The sequence below is a fragment of the Bacillus sp. EU63 genome (genome assembly GCF_038592915.1).
GTDB classification, from domain to species: Bacteria; Bacillota; Bacilli; order Bacillales; family Bacillaceae; genus Bacillus; species Bacillus velezensis.
In genome coordinates this window covers 1,637,633-1,655,145 of record NZ_CP151944.1, presented here as the reverse complement: position 1 = coordinate 1,655,145, position 17,513 = coordinate 1,637,633, and the positions used below count along the sequence as shown (strand labels likewise).

Here is a 17,513-nt window from a genome sequence, read left to right as displayed (position 1 = left end):
TTCCCCCTAATCCTCGTCCAGCCAGCTTCGAAGCAATTTAGCAAAGTCTTCCGGTTTTTCTTTAGCCATTTTTTCAAGCTGTTTTCGTCTGACTGTTTCTTCCGTTTCAATTTTCTCTTCGTTGATATCAGGCAATCGAACCGGCTCCGGCGGTGTTTCATATTCATATTCTTCGTATTCATCCTCTTGTGAGCGTTTCTTTCTGATGAGGAGAATAATAAGCAGAATAATGGCCGCAAGCAGTACGCCGCCTGTAATGTATACCCAGATCGGAAGACCTGAAGATTGTGCCGAATCTGTGTTCAGGCTTGTTTTTCCGTCAAACGGCTGAACGGATACAACGATTTTATTGTTGATATCATTGTCTGTCAGGTTTTGATTTTGCGTTTCGTTTTTATCAAGAGACGTTCTGACGACCGTTCCTAAAATCTTCTGTATATCAGCCTGTCTCTGCGCTGATAAGGAAGCGGCATTTTTCGGATTAGGCGGCTCCACCATGACCTGAATGCCTAAATCACGCACTTTATACGGGCTTTCAGCGATTTCTTTATGAATGCGGTTGACTTCATAGTTGATTTTATTGCTGCTTTTTTCGTAGTCGCCGCTGTTTGAACCGCCGTTTGTCTCGGCATAGTTCGCGGTGTCATTGCTTCCCGTTCCGGCCGTGCCGCCGTTGGCCGCGCCGTCGCCTTTATACGTTTCCGCAACTTTTTCGGCGCTTACCGCTATGCCTTCCATGTTATCTTTATCGACAGGTTCGACAGTGTCTTCAGTGCGTTTTTCCTTCGTGAAGTCAATATCCGCCGTCACGGAAACAACGACCTTATCCTGCCCCATCATTGTGCCGAGCAGTGACTGAACATGTTTTTGAACGTCCTTTTCGACCTGCGACTTAATACCTTGCTGAGAAGCATAACTGTCAGAAACGGACCCTGCACCGCTGTCACTTTTGTCATAATATGTAGAATTTTGATCCATTATGACGATATTATCTTCTTTTAAGTTCGGAACACTTTTAGAAACGAGATGGTACAGCCCGTTGATCTGGTTTTGATCAAGCGAGTAGCCCGGTTTCATCTGCAAAACGATTGAAGCGGATGCTGCCGGCTGATCTTCACCGACGAACACGGCTTCTTTCGGCATATTGATCATGACCTTCGAGCTTTTAATACCGTCCATTTCATTTATCAGGTTTGACAATTCGGTCTGAGTCGCCTCAACCTTTAAAACGTCAAACTCATTATCCGTCAGGCCGAAGCCCGCATTTTGTCCGAAAAACGAATAATCAATTGATCCCGTTTTCGGCAGGCCTTCTGCGGCAAGCTGGACTTTAAGCGAATCCACTTGGCTCTCAGGAACCTTAATGACCGTGCCGCCGTCAGCAAGTTCAGAAGACACCTTTTTCGTATCGAGCTCTTCTTTAATCTTCCCCGCTTCTTCCGCGGACAAATCTTTATAAAGAGGCACCATCTTTTCAGACGAAGTAAAAATAATAACGACGATGAGTAAAATAATGAATGCGGCCAAGCCGCTTACCATGAGTATCTTCTGTGTTTTTGATCTGTTGTTCCAAAACGCTGCCGTTTTGGTTTTCATTTGCATTAGAGTACGATTCATGTTAACCCCCGGTCATTCCAGTCATTCTCTTCAATCTGACCACTACATCTGCATTCTCATGATCTCCTGATAGGCTTCCACGGCTTTATTGCGGAATTCGGTAGCGGCCGTCAGAGAAATATTTGCTTTTTGGGCAGCGATCATGACCTCGTCAAGGTTTACATCCTTTCCTGCAGCCAGTTCGTTCGTTATTTGGTCAGATTTCACTTGTGACTCATTTAACGAATCAATAGAGTTTTTTAAAAGCTCCGAAAAGTTTGTTTGGTTTGAAGAATCAGTTTTTTGAGTTTGGTTTAATTGATTCGTTACGTTTTGAGTGTTTTGGGTTTGTTGAAGCTGAAAAGGAGTAATAGCGTTAACCACTTACATCACCTTACTTTCCGATTTCTAAAGCCTTCAAAAGCATGCCTTTGGAGGCGTTTAATGCAGTTACGTTTGCTTCATATGATCTCGTGCTGCTGACAAGATCCACCATTTCCTTTAATGGATCTACATTTGGTTTTTGTACATATCCGTCTTTATTCGCATCAGGATTCTCCGGATCATAAACGAGATTAAAAGCGGACGGGTCTTCCGTAACACCAGATACCTTTACGCCATTTCCCGCGCTCCCTGTTCCGTTCATCTTGGAATGTAAAAGGGACGAAAATGATTCGCCTCCGGATTGGAGAGATACCAGCTTTCTTCTATAAGGCACCCATTCGCCATTTACCTGCTTCGCTCTCGTTGTATCCATATTGGCCAGATTGGACGATACGACGTCCATCCGGACACGCTGTGCAGTTAAAGCGGAACCCGAAATATTTAAGCTTTGAAAGCCACTCATTATTTTCCTCCTGTCAAGACGGTTTTCAGAGAATTGAATTTGCCGCTCATTCTTTCAACCAAAGCCTGATAATTAATTTGGTTTTCGGCTAAATCTGTCATTTCTTTGTCGATATCGACATTGTTTCCGTTTTGCTGGTACGATGTATCACTGCTGGACACGATAGAATAATCGTCCCCCGAACCCGTAAAGTCAACGTGCCGATAGTCGGTTTTTACAGCCTCAAGATTGGATGTTTCCTGATCTAACAAATTTCGGAAAGAGACTTTTTTTGCCTTATAGTTCGGTGTATCTATATTGGCGATATTATTAGTTAAGACTTTTTGCTTAATGTCCGCTCTCCCCAAGGCATTCTCAAGATTTTGTATAGTTCCAGAAAATAAGTCCAAATCCACTTACCTCCATTTCAGATATTTTTCTCCTAAAAATCCTTGTCGAGAATTGTAAAACCATATGCTTATTGTAAGAAATAACAGGCTTAAAGTCTATGAAGTTAGGCTAAAAAAAAGTGCTCAATTATATCTATTTTACATGTAGGTATTAAGTCCTAGAATATTTGTACTACAAGGATTTGTTTAATATAAGACTGAAAATAGCAGAATTTCTGTATCTTCCTCCTTTTTTCACACAGCAAGATGGATTATCTCAGATCAGATTCCAATAAGCAACTTTAAACTGCAACTTTTCACCTATTGTCCATAAAAAAAGCAGGACCCCCATTTTCAGGGATCCTGCTTTTTTCTTAATGAGATTTAAGGTTTTCCAATTCAATAAGGAATTTGTTGTTCAGAACTTTAATGTACGTCCCCTTCATTCCCAGTGATCTGGATTCAATGACGCCTGCGCTTTCCAGTTTTCTCAGCGCGTTAACGATGACTGAACGCGTAATGCCGACACGGTCCGCAATCTTACTTGCCACAAGCAAGCCTTCGTTTCCGTCAAGCTCTTCAAAGATATGCTCAATCGCTTCAAGTTCACTGTAAGACAGAGAACTGATCGCCATTTGAACAACTGCTTTGCTTCGCGCCTCTTCTTCGATTTCTTCCGCTTTTTCTCTTAAAATCTCCATTCCTACAACGGTTGCTCCGTATTCAGCAAGAATTAGATCATCATCTTCAAATTGATCCTGCAGACGGGACAGAATGAGCGTGCCCAGTCTCTCTCCTCCGCCGATGATCGGCACGATCGTTGTTAAGCCCGCTTGGAACAGGTCTCTGTTTTCCACAGGAAACGCCGTGTATTCGCTGTTGATATCAAGGTTTGAAGACGTCTCCGGAACATTGAACAGATTTCTCGTGTACTCTTCCGGGAACTGGCGGTCTTCAAGCATTTTTTTCATGCGGTCATTTTCAATCTGCTGATTAATAGAGTAGCCCAAAAGCTTTCCTCTGCGGCTGACGACGAAAATATTAGAATCAATGACGTCACGAAGCGTTTCAGCCATTTCTTTAAAGTTTACGGGTTTGCCTGCCGCAGCCTGCAGCATGCTGTTAATAATTCGTGTTTTTTGTAGTAAAGCCATGATAAATAATCCTCCTAGAATTCCTCTTATTAAATTTTCACAATATAAATTGACTTAGATCTTTGTTGTTTGCAATCGTTCCGAGCTTTTCTTCAACGTATTGCGGCGTGATGGCTACTTTTTCCATCGTTACGTCCGGCGCTTCAAACGACAGGTCTTCCAAGAGACGTTCCAATATCGTGTGAAGCCTTCTCGCTCCGATGTTGTCCGTATCCTGATTCACATGATAAGCCACTTCGGCGATCTTACGAATAGCTTCGTCAGAAAATTCAAGAGATATACCTTCTGTCTGCAATAAAGCCTGATATTGTTTTAACAGCGCGTTATCGGGTTCGACGAGAATCTTCACAAAATCATCTACCGTCAGCTTGCTCAATTCTACACGAATCGGAAAGCGGCCCTGCAGCTCCGGAATCAGATCAGACGGTTTTGCCATATGGAATGCCCCGGCTGCGATAAACAGCACGTGATCTGTTTTGACGGAGCCGTATTTCGTGACGACGGTAGAGCCTTCGACAATCGGAAGGATATCTCTTTGAACGCCTTCTCTCGATACATCTGCTGAGGAAGAAGCCCCTCCGTTTTTTGCGATTTTATCTATTTCGTCAATAAAGATAATGCCGCCCTCTTCAGCTCTTAACACGGCCTCTTGGCCGACTTCATCCATATCGATTAATTTGCCTGCCTCTTCATTGGTCAGAACCTTCCTTGCTTCTCTGACCGTCATTTTGCGGCGTTTTTTCTTTTTTGGCACCAGATTGCTCAGCGCATCCTGCATATTCATGCCCATCTGCTCCATCCCGGAGCCTTGCAGCATGTCAAACATCGACGGCTGCTGCTCTTCCACCTCTACGGAGACGTAATGGTCTTCGAGCTCTCCCAATGCGAGCTGATGCGCCATGCGCTTTCTTTTCTCTTCAAGGCTTGCTTCTTCCTGCTGGTCGGTTTCATCATCATTTGCCGCCTGGCTTCCTCCGAAAAGCATTTCAAACGGATTTTTCACACCCGCTTGTTTTTTCTTTCCCGGAACGAGAAGCCGCACTATACGTTTGTTTGCATTTTCTTCAGCCTGTTCTTTCACTTCGCTGATTTTTTCTTCTTTAATGAGCCGCACGGATGTCTCAACGAGGTCTCTGACCATTGATTCAACATCTCTGCCTACATAGCCGACTTCTGTAAATTTTGTCGCTTCAATTTTTATAAATGGCGCACCGGTAAGCTTGGCGATCCGTCTGGCGATCTCTGTTTTCCCCACCCCGGTCGGGCCCATCATCAGGATGTTTTTGGGAACGATCTCGTCTCTCAGTTTTTCATCAAGAAGACTTCTGCGATAGCGGTTTCTTAATGCCACGGCGACAGCTTTTTTCGCATCCTGCTGTCCTACAATGTATTGATCCAACCGATCTACGATTTGTCTCGGTGTTAACGGTTTGTTTTCCATGCGCCTCAAGTCCTTTCTATTCAAGTTCTTCCAAAATGATCTGATCGTTTGTGTACACACAAATCTCGCCCGCGATTTTCAAAGCGGCTTTTGCAATATCTTTGGCGGACAGATTCTCTCCGGCATAGGTTTTCAGCGCTCTTCCTGCTGACAGGGCGTAGTTTCCGCCGGAGCCGATGGCCAAAATACCGTCATCCGGCTCAATCACTTCACCTGTTCCCGATACGAGAAGCAAGGTATCCTGGTTCATGACAATCAGCATGGCTTCCAGCTTGCGCAGCACTTTATCGCTGCGCCATTCTTTCGCAAGCTCAACCGACGCACGTTTTAAATTGCCGTTGTATTCTTCAAGCTTCGCCTCAAACATTTCAAAAAGTGTGAAAGCGTCTGCAACAGATCCCGCAAATCCGGCCAGAACCTTTCCGTTAAACAGCTTTCTCACTTTTCTCGCGGTATGTTTCATGACTACAGCCTGACCGAATGTGACCTGGCCGTCTCCTGACATAGCGCTTTTCCCGTTATGCTGGACGGCAAAAATCGTTGTCGCATGAAAAGATGACATGAGAAGGGCCTCCTTTTAATTTTCTTTAAAAGCTCTCGGGTGGTGGGACATATATGTGTTTCTCAGCATTTCCTTCGATACATGCGTGTATATCTGCGTAGAAGACAGATTGGAATGGCCCAAAAGCTCCTGGACGCTTCTTAAATCAGCCCCTTCATTCAGCAGATGAGTCGCAAACGTGTGCCGAAGCATATGCGGGTGTATATGTAAAGTGCCGGATGCTTTTTTTACAAGCCCGCTTAAAATATACCGGATTCCTCTGGCGGTCAGCGGGCCGCCTCTTTGATTGACAAACAGCACATCATGAGGCTCTTTTGCTTTTTCAAGCAGGCACTGCCTTCCGCTGTTGATATACAGCTCCAGCGCATCACGGGCATATGAGCCGAACGGGATATAGCGCTGCTTCTTGCCTTTCCCGTGAACGAGCACCGTATCCATGAACAGGTCAAGATCGCCGACAGTGAGCGTACAGCACTCACTGACCCTCATTCCGGTCGCATAAAGAAGCTCAAGCAGGGCCTGATCGCGCATCCCTGACGGCTGACTTCTGTCTGAGACAGCGAATAGTTCCTCAAGTTCTTTTTCATAAAGAAACTTCGGAATCCGTTTCTCTTGTTTCGGCAGATGAACAAGCTGAAACGGATTCTCTTCAACAAGCTTTTCCCTCATTAAAAATTTATAGAAGCTTCTCAAAGCTGAAATTTTCTTGCTGATTGTTTTTCTTGACAGGCCTTTTTCATAAGCCTCTGTCAAAAATATTCTCACATCATGATATGCAGCTTCTTTCATTCCATTTATATTTTGAGCATGCAGAAACATCCCAAATTCTTCAATCGAATTAACATAATTCACAATAGTATATTGTGAATAATTTTTTTCAATTTGTAAATATTCAACGAATAACTTTAAAAAAAAGTTAACATTCTCAGTCATTATGAAGACCTCCCTCTCCGAAGGGCTTTTAAATGGTATCATATAATGCATCGAAGTTGCAATGAAAAGCTATATCGTTTTCGAAATAGTTTGAATAGTCTCAATTGCGCGTTTAGCGTATTCTTCATTTCGTTCTTTTTTGTTTTTAATTTTTACAGGCAATTCTTTTAAGAGGCCGAAGTTTGCATTCATCGGCTGGAAGTTCTTCTGATTTGTCGTCGTAATGTAGTGAGCCATGCTTCCGATCGCCGTCTCCTGCGGGAATGTCACAAGATCCTGACCGAGCACAAGTTTGGCGGCATTGATTCCCGCTACAAGACCTGAAGCGGCAGATTCAACATAACCCTCTACACCGGTCATTTGGCCCGCGAAAAACAGATCGTTCCGCTGTTTAAATTGATATGTCGGGTTCAAAAGGCTCGGCGAGTTGATAAATGTGTTTCTGTGCATGACGCCGTATCTGACGATATCAACATTTTCAAGGCCGGGGATCAGTTTAAGCACTTCTTTTTGGTCTCCCCATTTTAAATGTGTCTGAAAACCTACAATATTATAAAGCGTTCCCGCCGCGTCATCCTGTCTGAGCTGAACGACTGCATAAGGGCGCTTGCCTGTTTTCGGATCTTCCAGTCCGACCGGTTTCATCGGTCCGAACAGCATCGTTTTCTTGCCTCTTTTCGCCATGACTTCAATCGGCATACAGCCTTCAAAGAAGATTTCTTTCTCGAATTCTTTTAAAGGAACCGTCTCAGCCGTCGTCAATGCTTCATAGAAACGGTCAAACTCTTCCTCTGTCATCGGGCAGTTTAAGTATGCCGCTTCTCCCTTGTCGTAACGGGATTTCAAGTACACTTTCTCCATATCAAGGCTGTCTTTTTCGACAATCGGCGCCGCCGCGTCATAAAAATACAGATACTCTTCTCCCGTGAGCTCTTTCAGCTGCTGTGAAAGCGATTCTGACGTAAGCGGTCCGGTCGCGATCACCGTCGGGCCTTCCGGAATCTCTGTTACTTCCTCAGTAAGAACTGTTACGTTCGGATGGTTTTTCACGAGATCCGTCACGCTTTGCGCAAATTCATGGCGGTCAACTGCAAGCGCTCCCCCTGCGGGAACCGAGCATTTATCAGCAGATTGAATGATTGCTGAGTCAAGCGCCCGCATTTCTTCTTTTAATACGCCTACCGCATTGGCGAGTGTATTTGAACGGAGGGAGTTGCTGCATACCAGTTCAGCGAATTTATCAGTATGATGGGCTGCCGTCTGCCTGACGGGCCGCATTTCGTATAGTTTTACTTGAATTCCTCGTTTTGCAAGCTGCCATGCCGCTTCACTTCCGGCAAGGCCTGCTCCGATTACATTAACTGTTTGCTGGTTCATTTCTTTTCATCTCCTGTTGTTTGTCCCTTCCACACAAAGAAGGTGAGCAAGGCTCTGCTCACCGCTACTTCTGTGGTTCTTCCTTATAATCGCATTCGACGCATTGGACTTGTATGCCTTTTTTAAGCTTTTTCTCTACGAGCATATTTTCACATTTCGGGCATTTTCGTTCAATCGGTTTGTCCCAAGATACGAAGTCGCATTCAGGATAACAGTCACAGCCGTAAAAGACGCGTTTCTTTTTTGATTTTCGTTCGACAATGTTTCCTTCATGGCACTTAGGACATTTTACGCCGATTTGTTTGACAATCGGTTTTGTGTTCCGGCAGTCAGGGAAGTTGGAGCACGCCATAAATTTGCCGTATCGGCCCATTTTATAAACCATCCGGGAGCCGCATAATTCACAATCTTCATCGGCGTATTCAGGTTCGATTTCCACTTCTTTCATTTCGGCTTCCGCTTTTTTCACGCGTTTTTCGAAGTCGGTGTAGAAGCTGTCAATGATTTGAACCCATTCTGTCTGGCCATCTTCAACATGGTCAAGGTCTCTTTCCATTTTAGCCGTGAATTCAACGTTGATGATTTCCGGGAAAAACTCCATGATAAGATCCAGCACGATCTGCCCAAGCTCAGTCGGCACAAACCGTTTATTGTCTAATCCCACGTAACCGCGGCGCTGGATGGTGTCAAGAGTCGGCGCATATGTCGAAGGACGGCCGATCCCCAGTTCTTCAAGTGTTTTAACCAGGCGCGCCTCTGTATAACGCGGAGGCGGCTGAGTAAAGTGCTGCTCAGGCTCAATATCTTTTGATAAAACCGTGTCTCCCTCTTTAAGGTCCGGAAGCATGCGGTCTTTTTCTTCCAGCTGATCGTCTTTACCCTCTACATAGACTTTCATGAAGCCGGCGAATTTGACTTTACTTCCGTTTGCCCGGAATGTCAATCCGTTATTGCTGAGATCGACGCTCATCGTATCAAGGACGGCAGGCGCCATCTGGCTTGCAACAAAGCGCTCCCAAATCAGCTTGTATAGTCTGAGCTGGTCTCTTCCAAGCACCGCTTTTAAGTCGGCTGGTTTTCTGAGCACTGAAGTCGGGCGGATCGCTTCGTGGGCATCTTGAGCGTTTTCATTTTTCTTTGCCGGTTTCCGTTTTCCCGCTAAGTACTCTTTTCCGTATGCCTGATCAATAAAAGCTGACGCCTCTTCAACGGCTGTATTGGAAATCCGCGTTGAGTCCGTTCTCATATATGTGATGAGTCCGACTGTCCCTTCTTTGCCGAGATCAATTCCTTCATATAATTGCTGAGCGATCATCATCGTTTTCTTCGCTCTGAAATTCAGCTTCCTGGCAGCCTCCTGCTGCAGAGTGGACGTTGTAAACGGCAGAGCGGGATTTCGTTTGCGCTCTTTTTTCGTCACCTTGTCAACTGTATACTTATTGCCTTTCAGCTGAGCAAGGACGGCTTTTACGTCTTCTTCGCTTTTTAAAGGAAGCTTTTTGCCGTTTTTCCCGAAAAATCCGGCTTCAAACGTCTCTTTTCCCTTTAAAAATGAGCCGGTAATCGTCCAGTACTCTTCAGGTTTAAAGTCGTTGATTTCCTTTTCCCGGTCGATGATCAGCCGGAGCGCAACGGATTGCACACGGCCCGCACTGAGGCCTTTTTTTACTTTTTTCCAAAGAATCGGGCTGATTTTGTATCCGACGAGTCTGTCTAGTATGCGGCGCGCCTGCTGCGCATCGACAAGATCCATATTAATCATGCGCGGATGTTTAAATGATTCTTTAATGGCGTCTTTCGTTATTTCATTAAAGACGACCCGGCAGTCCGAGCTGAGATCCAGATCAAGGCTGTGTGCGAGATGCCATGCAATCGCTTCCCCTTCTCTGTCGGGGTCGGCCGCGAGATAGACTTTTTTTGCTTTCTTTGCCGCTGTTTTTAATTCTTTTAAAACAGGGCCTTTTCCGCGGATCGTAATATATTTCGGTTCAAAGTTCTGTTCGATGTCAACTCCCATTTGACTTTTCGGAAGATCCCGGACATGTCCCATTGAAGCTTTGACTTTATATTTCTTCCCTAAATAACGTTCAATCGTTTTCGCCTTTGCCGGCGATTCCACGATGACTAGATAATCAGACATTTTCATCCCCCTCAAGAGGTGTTCTCTCTCTTTTCAAGTATCAATTCATTTTAGAGCTGCCTTTTTATGGCTTTCAACATTTCATTCTTTATGATGAACGTCATTTTATACATGAAAATAATGTGCAACTTTAAATCCTCACTATTATTAAATATTACAATACCGTTTGTCAAACGATATTTCAAAAGGGTTCCGTATACTGAACGCATCGGGCGGTCAGCTCTCCGTCAATATCCTCTGCGCATAATACAGCTTTCGCCCCTTCTTGAATGAGTTTTATAGGTCCTCCGGAATATGGATTAAATATGGAACCCGGAACGGCAAATACCTCTCTGCCTTGATCGAGGGCCTGGTAAGCTGTGATTAATGAACCGCTTTTTTCTTTTCCCTGCACGACCACAATTCCTTCACTTAGTCCGCTGATTATGCGGTTTCTCATCGGAAAGTGCCATTTTTTCGGCTTTGTTTCAGGAGGATGTTCTGAGAGTAGGAGATGGTGTTCAGCCATGTATTCTGCTAACAGGAGATTTTCCCGGGGATAGATATGATGGAATCCGCCGGCTATCACGCCGATCGTAAGTCCTTTTGCCCTGATGCTCGCCTTATGAGACAATCCGTCTATACCGGATGCAAGCCCGCTTACAATGACCCAGCCTTTTTTTGAGAGTTCGGCGGAAAGATGCCCAGCCGCTTTTATTCCGTCTTCCGTCGGTTTCCGCGTTCCTACAATCCCGATTTTTCTGCCTTTTTCAAGAAGCAGCGTGTTCCCTTTTGCATACAAGACAGCCGGCGGATCATAAATCGCTTTAAGCCATGTTGGATAGCGGCTTGATGAAATCGGAATGACAGTAATGCCTTTGCGGCGGTAATCGGACAGAACTTCATCAAGTTCCGGTTCCTTGCGCTCTATTTCCCGAAAAATTGCTTCCGGGGCTGTTTTCCCTTCTGATAAAACAGTTAATGGATGCGGATCCGGTAAAAAAGACAGAGAGTGGTCAGCTTTCCACCATTTTAATAGAAGAGACGGGGAAATGATTTGATTAATACTGCAGACCATTAAACAGCGCGATGCTTGATCCAAATCTGGCAACCTCCTCTTTTTTCAGCAAAAACAGGAACAGCCGTTACGGCTGCCCCTGCTTCGATCAGTGCGTTTTGCACGTTTCAAATAAGCCTTTTTCTTTTAACACCTTAATCAACGTTTCACCCATTACAGAAGGGGTTTCCGCGACTTCAATTCCGCAGGCGTTCATCGTTTTGACTTTTTCTTCTGCCGTGCCTTTTCCTCCGGAGATGATGGCGCCCGCGTGGCCCATGCGTTTTCCCGGAGGCGCGGTTTTACCGCCGATAAAGCCGACAACAGGCTTCGTCATGTTCGCTTTCACCCACTCAGCCGCTTCTTCTTCAGCTGTGCCGCCGATTTCTCCGATCATGATGACGGCATGTGTTTCAGGATCTTCATTGAACGCTTTTAACACGTCAATAAAGTTCGTGCCGTTGACCGGATCGCCGCCGATCCCTACAGCGGTAGATTGGCCTACGCCGGCTTCTGAAAGCTGATGGACGGCCTCGTATGTCAATGTTCCTGAACGGGATACAACGCCTACATGGCCCCTTTTATGAATGTATCCCGGCATAATGCCGATCTTGCATTCTTCAGGTGTAATAACACCCGGGCAGTTCGGCCCTATTAATCTCGTTTTCTTGCCTTCCATAAAGCGCTTCACCTTCACCATGTCCAAAACCGGAATGTGCTCAGTGATACAAATGACAAGATCAATTTCCGCGTCAACCGCTTCCATAATTGCGTCCGCCGCAAACGGAGCCGGAACGTAAATGACTGACGCATCAGCGCCCGTTGTATGAACCGCTTCTGCGACCGTATTGAATACCGGTACGCCTTCCGCTTCCGTTCCGCCTTTTCCAGGTGTTACACCGCCAACGATATTCGTGCCGTATTCCAGCATCTGCTTTGTATGAAATAAAGCGGTAGAACCTGTAATCCCCTGTACAATAACTCTTGTATCTTTATTGATAAAAACACTCATTATCTGGTCCCCTGCCTTTCATTCTTTCCTAAACTAAGGATACGATTTTCTGTGCGCCGTCTGCCATTGATTCCGCAGATGTGATGTTTAAGCCTGATTCATTCAGGATTTTCTTTCCTAAATCTACGTTTGTCCCTTCAAGGCGCACGACCAGCGGCAATGTCAATCCGACTTGTCTCGTCGCTTCAACAACGCCCTCGGCGATGACATCACACTTCATGATGCCTCCGAAAATATTAACGAAAATTCCTTTTACGTTTTGATCGGAAAGAATGATTTTAAAAGCTTCCGTCACTTTTTCTGCGGTTGCGCCGCCCCCGACATCAAGGAAGTTTGCAGGTTCTCCGCCGTAGTGTTTAATGATATCCATTGTAGACATTGCAAGACCCGCGCCGTTTACCATACAGCCGATATTTCCATCAAGGGAAATGTAGCTTAAATCGTATTTTGACGCTTCGATTTCTTTCGGATCTTCTTCATCTAAATCTCTGTATTCCATAATGTCTTTTTGTCTGTATAACGCATTGCTGTCGAAGTTCAGCTTAGCATCCAGCGCCATGACGTTTCCGTCCCCCGTAACGACGAGAGGGTTGATCTCGGCGATGGAGCAGTCCTTCTCAACAAATGCTTTGTATAAACCGAGCATAAATTTAGCGGCTTTGCCGACAAGCTCTTTCGGGATGTTAATTGCGAATGCAATTTCCCTTGCCTGATAGCCCTGAAGGCCGACAGCCGGATCAATTACCGCTTTTTTAATTTTTTCAGGTGTTTTTTCCGCTACTTCTTCAATCTCCGTTCCGCCTTCTTCAGACGCCATTAAAACGATTCTTGAAGTAGCGCGGTCAAGTACAAGCCCGACATAGTATTCCTTTTTAATATCGCAGCCTTCTTCAATAAGTAAGCGTTTTATTACTTGTCCGTCCGGACCCGTTTGATGTGTGACGAGCGTCTTGCCTAACAGTTCTTCGGCATACTCTTTCACTTCATCTTTTGTTTTTGCAATCTTTACCCCACCAGCTTTGCCGCGGCCGCCAGCATGGATTTGCGCCTTTACGACATAAACCGAGCTTGACAGGCTCTCTGCTTTTTCAACTGCTTCCTCTGCTGTAAAAGCCACTTTACCTTCAGGAACAGACACCCCGTATTTTCTGAGGACTTCTTTTCCCTGGTACTCATGGATATTCATTTCCCATCCTCCTAACTTATGTAGCAAAACTAAAAATAGACTGCGCTTTCATTCTATATAATACTGGAAGAATTGTCTAGGGTTCAAAACAAAATCTTTATATCCTTCCAAACATTCTAACTTTTATTTTATTGAAAATATAAATTTAAACGGAGTCCGGGAAATGAATGGTCCTTATTTTTCGTTTTTCAGGGTTTCGTCCAGTCTGTAAACAAATGAAAAAATTTCGGCAACGGTTTCATAAAGCGCCTCCGGTATCTGATCGTCAACCGTCAAATGGCGCATTAATTCGACAAGGGTTCTGTCTTCCTGAATGGGGACCCCAGCCTTCTCAGCTTCTTTTATAATATTTTCCGCCACGTGCCCCCTGCCTGTTGCGACAACCTTCGGGACTTGGTCTTTCTGCCGGTCGTAATGCAGGGCGACAGCTCTTCTTAACGGCGTTTGCTCTTTCATATTTTCACATCCACTTTTCTTCCGCCGTCTTTTTCTATAAACTCTTCCACAAGAGCGCTCTGGTCTTTCGGGCGCCGTTTTTTAGCCGTGACGCCTGACAGACTGAAGCCCGTTTCTTTTACGGCTTCTTTTAAAGCCGGTACGAGAGGGTCGATGGCCGCCTGAAGCTCAAAATCAGTCTCAACCGTAATAGTCATTACATTTTGCTGAATGATGCAGTCCACAACGGTTTCTTGCAGTGTTTCAAGATGCAGCAAAAACAGGAGCCTGCAATGTGACGGATCGAGTTTTCCGTCCGGCTTCTTCCGTCCTTTAAAGAGAACTGTGATGTCATTCTCATACGCGGACGCTCCCAGCGGAAATGACAGCACCATCTGCGTAAAAGAAGGGTTATGCTGCTCAATAAACAGCTGGCCGTTTAATTTATGAATAAGCGGTTCCGCCTCTTGTTTAACGGATTGGGGCGCTTCTTGAAGCGTCCGGACGGCTTGGAGGGCGGTTTTCAGCGCTTGTTTCTCCGGCTGAAGAGATACGCCTTTTTCAAGCGCTGTAATGAATGATAATTCATCACGCGTGCCCAATCCTTTTTTGATTTTCTGCAAAAGGCTTAATACATCATGTTTTTCCGCATATTTCAATTCGGTGAGCTGAACGGCTTTTTCGAAAACAGCCGCCTCCTGTTCTGTCAGATGTGCTTTTTGAAGAACAGGTGCTGTTTTAAATGTTTTTTCTTGAGAAATGAAAGCCTTAATGATCTCCGCCGTTACTTTTACGGGGCGGTTTTCAGTTTTTTCTGCCGATGTCATTAATTTCTCTATAATCTGTTTTGCCGTTTTTTCAGGAAGTTCCGGATCTGTCCGCGCACTCGGAGGAGAAGGTTGGCTTGAGACTGCCTTTCCGTTTTCACGAGTCTCTCGGACAAATGGTGATTGTTTGGATTCCGTCCGTTCTTCTTCATCCATCAGCCCGGTTTCTGGGATCGGCATGCGTGCAGCCTCGGCAAGCTTCTTCAAGAGACGTTCTGCATGAAGATCCGTTTCCGCGTTTAATACGTCAGAAACCGCCTCTTTGAGCACAGACAGCTCTTTTGCCGATTGCGGAGCCTGATTGATTGCCTGAAGCAGTCCTGAGAGGAGGCGACGGGTCGGAACCGGATATTTAACGGCATGAATGGCTGACAAGACTTCCGGATGTGCGGGCAGTTCCCGTTTCAGCGCAAATACGATTGTTTCCGCCGCTTTTTTCAATTCGGCGGCCGGAAGCGATTCAGCCCAGCGGATGCAGGCTTTGAGGCTGTTTTCCGTCATCGGCAGCTTCTGCTGCATAAACGTTTCGGCAATCTGCAGAGACACAGGGCCCGGTTTGACGGAAAGAGCGTTTAACAGTCTACCCGCTGCTTCCTGAACGGTTTTCGGGCTTCCTTCGAATTGGTCGATGACATGAAGCCGGCCCGTTTTTTCCGCCGGCTGTTTGTCATAAGAAAACCAGTAATACGCCTGCGGTCGGAGGGCGGTTTCAAGCTTTCCCTGCATCGTCCGGCCGCCGATCTGGATAAGAGCGCTTTGATCGTCCAGCAAACGGAGAACCTTCCCTAACAGCAGCCTTTGAGCGCCGCTGTCTTTACCGCCGTCCTGCCGGTCCGGAGGGATTTCCGCCGTCAGCTGTCTGAAAGCCGCTTGGATTTCGCCGCTTATGTTCATGTCTTAAGCCTCTTTTCTAACAATAAGATTGAACGGGAGCGAACGTTTTTCGGTGAATAGTTGTCGGTCCGTATGCCTGAAGAGCTTCAAGATGTTCTTTCGTTCCGTAGCCTTTATTTTTTTCAAAGCCGTACATGGGGTAGGTTTTGGCGTACTCAGCCATGAGCCGGTCCCGCGTTACTTTTGCGATGCAGGCTCCGGCGGCAATTGACACGCTTTTGGCATCCCCTTTTATAACTGATGACTGCGGAATGTCAAGCGGAAGGGTCATGGCATCAACAAGCAGATAATCAGGTGTTTCCGTTAAAGCATTGACGGCTTTTACCATCGCCAGTCTCGCGGCCTCATAAATGTTGATCCGGTCAATGACGTCCGCATGGACAATGCCGACTCCTACAGCCGCCGCTTCTTCCGTGATCCGGCTGTAATACTCCTCGAGCTTCTTTTCCGACAATTTCTTCGAGTCCGTGAGACCGAGAATCTCGCATTCTGCCGGCAAAATGACGGCGCCGGCGACAACCGGTCCGGCAAGCGGCCCTCTTCCGGCTTCGTCAACACCCGCAATCAGGCGGAAGCCCTTTTTGGATGACAGTCTTTCGTATGCCGTCATGTTCAGCCATTGCTCTTTAAGAGCTTTTTCCTTCGCGTGCTTTTTCAGCCATTGCTCTAAAAGCGTCTGTACGCTTTTTCTCGGGTCTTTCTCACATTGGGCAAGGAAGGGGTCGCTTTCGTCCCTGACCTCTTGCAGGCGTTCTTTTACGCTTTTTACGGTTAATGTATTCACGTTCTCTTCTCCCTTACATTATGTATATCGGTATTCTGCGGAAAAAATAAAGACCCGCATCGCTGCGCGTCTTTATTCTGATGGTGTTTCAAATGAAAGCCTGCCGAATTTTTCCGTCCGGATGTCCCGAATGATGACTTCCGTTGTTTTATCATAGTCAACCATTCCGCCGCCCATCAAACAGCCGCGTTTTTCACCGATCGCGTCGAAAAGAGCGGCGATATCCTCAGGGATTTCCTGAAGTCCGTAGCGCTCCTTCAAGCGGTCGGGATAATGCTCTTCCAGAAAGCGCAGCCCGAAGACGGCCACATCCTGCAGGTTGATAATCGTATCTTTAATCGCCCCGGTGATCGCCAGGCGCAAGCCGACAAGCTCATCTTCAAATTTAGGCCATAAAATTCCCGGTGTATCGAGCAGCTCTAATTCCTTGCCTACCTTTACCCACTGCTGTGAAGTGGTAATGCCGGGCCTGTCTCCCGTCTTGGCAATGTTTTTCTTGGCCAGCCGGTTAATGAGCGTAGATTTGCCGACATTCGGAATGCCGATGATTAATGCGCGGATTGCTCTCGGCCTAATGCCTTTTGCTTTCATTTTATCGAACTTATCTTTCAGCAGCTCTTTCGAGGACGGCACGATTTGATGCAGTCCCTGCCCGTTAACGGAGTTTATTGAAAGAGAGGGAATGCCCTGTTCCTGAAAGTGGTCCTTCCACTGGGCAGTCACAGCCGCATCCGCCTTATCGGCTTTATTTAAAAGCATAATGCGCGGCTTATTTTTCAAAATCTCCTCAATCATCGGATTTCTCGATGACATCGGGATTCTCGCATCCACCAATTCGTATACGATATCAATTAATTTCAGTTTTTCTGTTACTTCCCGTCTCGCTTTAGCCATATGGCCCGGGAACCATTGAATGGTCAT

Annotated in this window: 17 protein-coding genes; all 17 read right to left on the bottom strand. The window is 46.0% G+C overall.

Features of this window, described 5'->3' with window-relative positions; genetic code table 11:
• Window positions 1-6: 6 nt before the first annotated feature.
• The 17 genes from fliF to ylqF all read right to left on the bottom strand — a co-directional run bounded on the left by fliF (window position 7) and on the right by ylqF (window position 17,513).
• Window positions 7-1,617, bottom strand: coding sequence for a flagellar basal-body MS-ring/collar protein FliF (fliF, locus tag NYE38_RS08340; RefSeq protein WP_022553346.1), 1,611 nt, complete (start codon window positions 1,615-1,617; stop codon window positions 7-9).
• A gap of 42 nt (window positions 1,618-1,659) precedes the next feature.
• Window positions 1,660-1,980 carry a flagellar hook-basal body complex protein FliE gene (gene fliE / locus NYE38_RS08335; RefSeq protein WP_017417776.1) on the bottom strand — a complete coding sequence of 107 codons (321 nt, stop codon included), beginning with the start codon at window positions 1,978-1,980 and terminating at the stop codon, window positions 1,660-1,662.
• A gap of 10 nt (window positions 1,981-1,990) precedes the next feature.
• On the bottom strand, window positions 1,991-2,443 hold the full coding sequence (gene flgC / locus NYE38_RS08330) for a flagellar basal body rod protein FlgC (RefSeq protein WP_003154259.1): 453 nt from the start codon (window positions 2,441-2,443) through the stop codon (window positions 1,991-1,993).
• Window positions 2,443-2,832, bottom strand: a complete 390-nt coding sequence (flgB, locus tag NYE38_RS08325; protein WP_003154260.1) for a flagellar basal body rod protein FlgB — start codon at window positions 2,830-2,832, stop codon at window positions 2,443-2,445. The genes flgC and flgB overlap by 1 nt, the downstream gene beginning before the upstream one ends.
• A 353-nt stretch (window positions 2,833-3,185) precedes the next feature.
• Entirely contained in the window at window positions 3,186-3,965 is a 780-nt protein-coding gene (codY, locus tag NYE38_RS08320; protein WP_003154263.1) for a GTP-sensing pleiotropic transcriptional regulator CodY, read from the bottom strand.
• Between the two features lie 37 nt (window positions 3,966-4,002).
• Window positions 4,003-5,415 carry an HslU--HslV peptidase ATPase subunit gene (hslU, locus tag NYE38_RS08315; RefSeq protein ID WP_257986734.1) on the bottom strand — a complete coding sequence of 471 codons (1,413 nt, stop codon included), beginning with the start codon at window positions 5,413-5,415 and terminating at the stop codon, window positions 4,003-4,005.
• Window positions 5,416-5,422: 7 nt separating this feature from the next.
• Window positions 5,423-5,968: an ATP-dependent protease subunit HslV gene (gene hslV, locus NYE38_RS08310; RefSeq protein ID WP_003154267.1), complete on the bottom strand. Its 546-nt coding sequence runs from the start codon at window positions 5,966-5,968 to the stop codon at window positions 5,423-5,425.
• A 15-nt stretch (window positions 5,969-5,983) separates the two neighbouring features.
• On the bottom strand, window positions 5,984-6,901 hold the full coding sequence (xerC, locus tag NYE38_RS08305; RefSeq protein WP_007409774.1) for a tyrosine recombinase XerC: 918 nt from the start codon (window positions 6,899-6,901) through the stop codon (window positions 5,984-5,986).
• Window positions 6,902-6,970: 69 nt separating this feature from the next.
• The gene (trmFO, locus tag NYE38_RS08300; RefSeq protein ID WP_012117550.1) at window positions 6,971-8,278 is read right to left on the bottom strand and encodes an FADH(2)-oxidizing methylenetetrahydrofolate--tRNA-(uracil(54)-C(5))-methyltransferase TrmFO; all 1,308 of its coding nucleotides are present in this window, start codon (window positions 8,276-8,278) and stop codon (window positions 6,971-6,973) included.
• Between the two features lie 64 nt (window positions 8,279-8,342).
• Window positions 8,343-10,418: a type I DNA topoisomerase gene (gene topA / locus NYE38_RS08295; protein ID WP_065180268.1), complete on the bottom strand. Its 2,076-nt coding sequence runs from the start codon at window positions 10,416-10,418 to the stop codon at window positions 8,343-8,345.
• A 181-nt stretch (window positions 10,419-10,599) separates the two neighbouring features.
• Complete coding sequence (dprA, locus tag NYE38_RS08290; RefSeq protein ID WP_014417764.1) at window positions 10,600-11,499, bottom strand: DNA-processing protein DprA; 900 nt, start codon at window positions 11,497-11,499, stop codon at window positions 10,600-10,602.
• A gap of 64 nt (window positions 11,500-11,563) precedes the next feature.
• Window positions 11,564-12,466, bottom strand: coding sequence for a succinate--CoA ligase subunit alpha (gene sucD, locus NYE38_RS08285; RefSeq protein WP_014417763.1), 903 nt, complete (start codon window positions 12,464-12,466; stop codon window positions 11,564-11,566).
• A gap of 28 nt (window positions 12,467-12,494) precedes the next feature.
• Window positions 12,495-13,652: an ADP-forming succinate--CoA ligase subunit beta gene (gene sucC / locus NYE38_RS08280; RefSeq protein WP_003154283.1), complete on the bottom strand. Its 1,158-nt coding sequence runs from the start codon at window positions 13,650-13,652 to the stop codon at window positions 12,495-12,497.
• Window positions 13,653-13,826: 174 nt separating this feature from the next.
• Window positions 13,827-14,108, bottom strand: a complete 282-nt coding sequence (locus NYE38_RS08275) for a FlhB-like flagellar biosynthesis protein (RefSeq protein ID WP_014417762.1) — start codon at window positions 14,106-14,108, stop codon at window positions 13,827-13,829.
• On the bottom strand, window positions 14,105-15,808 hold the full coding sequence (locus NYE38_RS08270; protein WP_110085557.1) for a glycosyl transferase: 1,704 nt from the start codon (window positions 15,806-15,808) through the stop codon (window positions 14,105-14,107). The genes NYE38_RS08275 and NYE38_RS08270 overlap by 4 nt, the downstream gene beginning before the upstream one ends.
• 16 nt (window positions 15,809-15,824) lie before the next feature.
• Complete coding sequence (locus tag NYE38_RS08265; RefSeq protein WP_007611398.1) at window positions 15,825-16,592, bottom strand: ribonuclease HII; 768 nt, start codon at window positions 16,590-16,592, stop codon at window positions 15,825-15,827.
• Window positions 16,593-16,664: 72 nt separating this feature from the next.
• A complete protein-coding gene (ylqF, locus tag NYE38_RS08260) occupies window positions 16,665-17,513 on the bottom strand; it encodes a ribosome biogenesis GTPase YlqF (RefSeq protein ID WP_007611396.1) in 849 nt (282 codons plus the stop codon).

Excerpts from the sequence above, each read along its gene's own strand:
- fliF (WP_022553346.1), bottom strand. The coding sequence starts at position 1,617 with ATGAATCGTACTCTAATGCAAATGAAAACCAAAACGGCAGCGTTTTGG.
- flgC (WP_003154259.1), bottom strand. The coding sequence starts at position 2,443 with ATGAGTGGCTTTCAAAGCTTAAATATTTCGGGTTCCGCTTTAACTGCA.
- codY (WP_003154263.1), bottom strand. The coding sequence starts at position 3,965 with ATGGCTTTACTACAAAAAACACGAATTATTAACAGCATGCTGCAGGCT.
- hslV (WP_003154267.1), bottom strand. The coding sequence starts at position 5,968 with ATGTCATCTTTTCATGCGACAACGATTTTTGCCGTCCAGCATAACGGG.
- xerC (WP_007409774.1), bottom strand. The coding sequence starts at position 6,901 with ATGACTGAGAATGTTAACTTTTTTTTAAAGTTATTCGTTGAATATTTA.
- trmFO (WP_012117550.1), bottom strand. The coding sequence starts at position 8,278 with ATGAACCAGCAAACAGTTAATGTAATCGGAGCAGGCCTTGCCGGAAGT.
- topA (WP_065180268.1), bottom strand. The coding sequence starts at position 10,418 with ATGTCTGATTATCTAGTCATCGTGGAATCGCCGGCAAAGGCGAAAACG.
- sucD (WP_014417763.1), bottom strand. The coding sequence starts at position 12,466 with ATGAGTGTTTTTATCAATAAAGATACAAGAGTTATTGTACAGGGGATT.
- sucC (WP_003154283.1), bottom strand. The coding sequence starts at position 13,652 with ATGAATATCCATGAGTACCAGGGAAAAGAAGTCCTCAGAAAATACGGG.
- NYE38_RS08275 (WP_014417762.1), bottom strand. The coding sequence starts at position 14,108 with ATGAAAGAGCAAACGCCGTTAAGAAGAGCTGTCGCCCTGCATTACGAC.
- NYE38_RS08270 (WP_110085557.1), bottom strand. The coding sequence starts at position 15,808 with ATGAACATAAGCGGCGAAATCCAAGCGGCTTTCAGACAGCTGACGGCG.
- ylqF (WP_007611396.1), bottom strand. The coding sequence starts at position 17,513 with ATGACCATTCAATGGTTCCCGGGCCATATGGCTAAAGCGAGACGGGAA.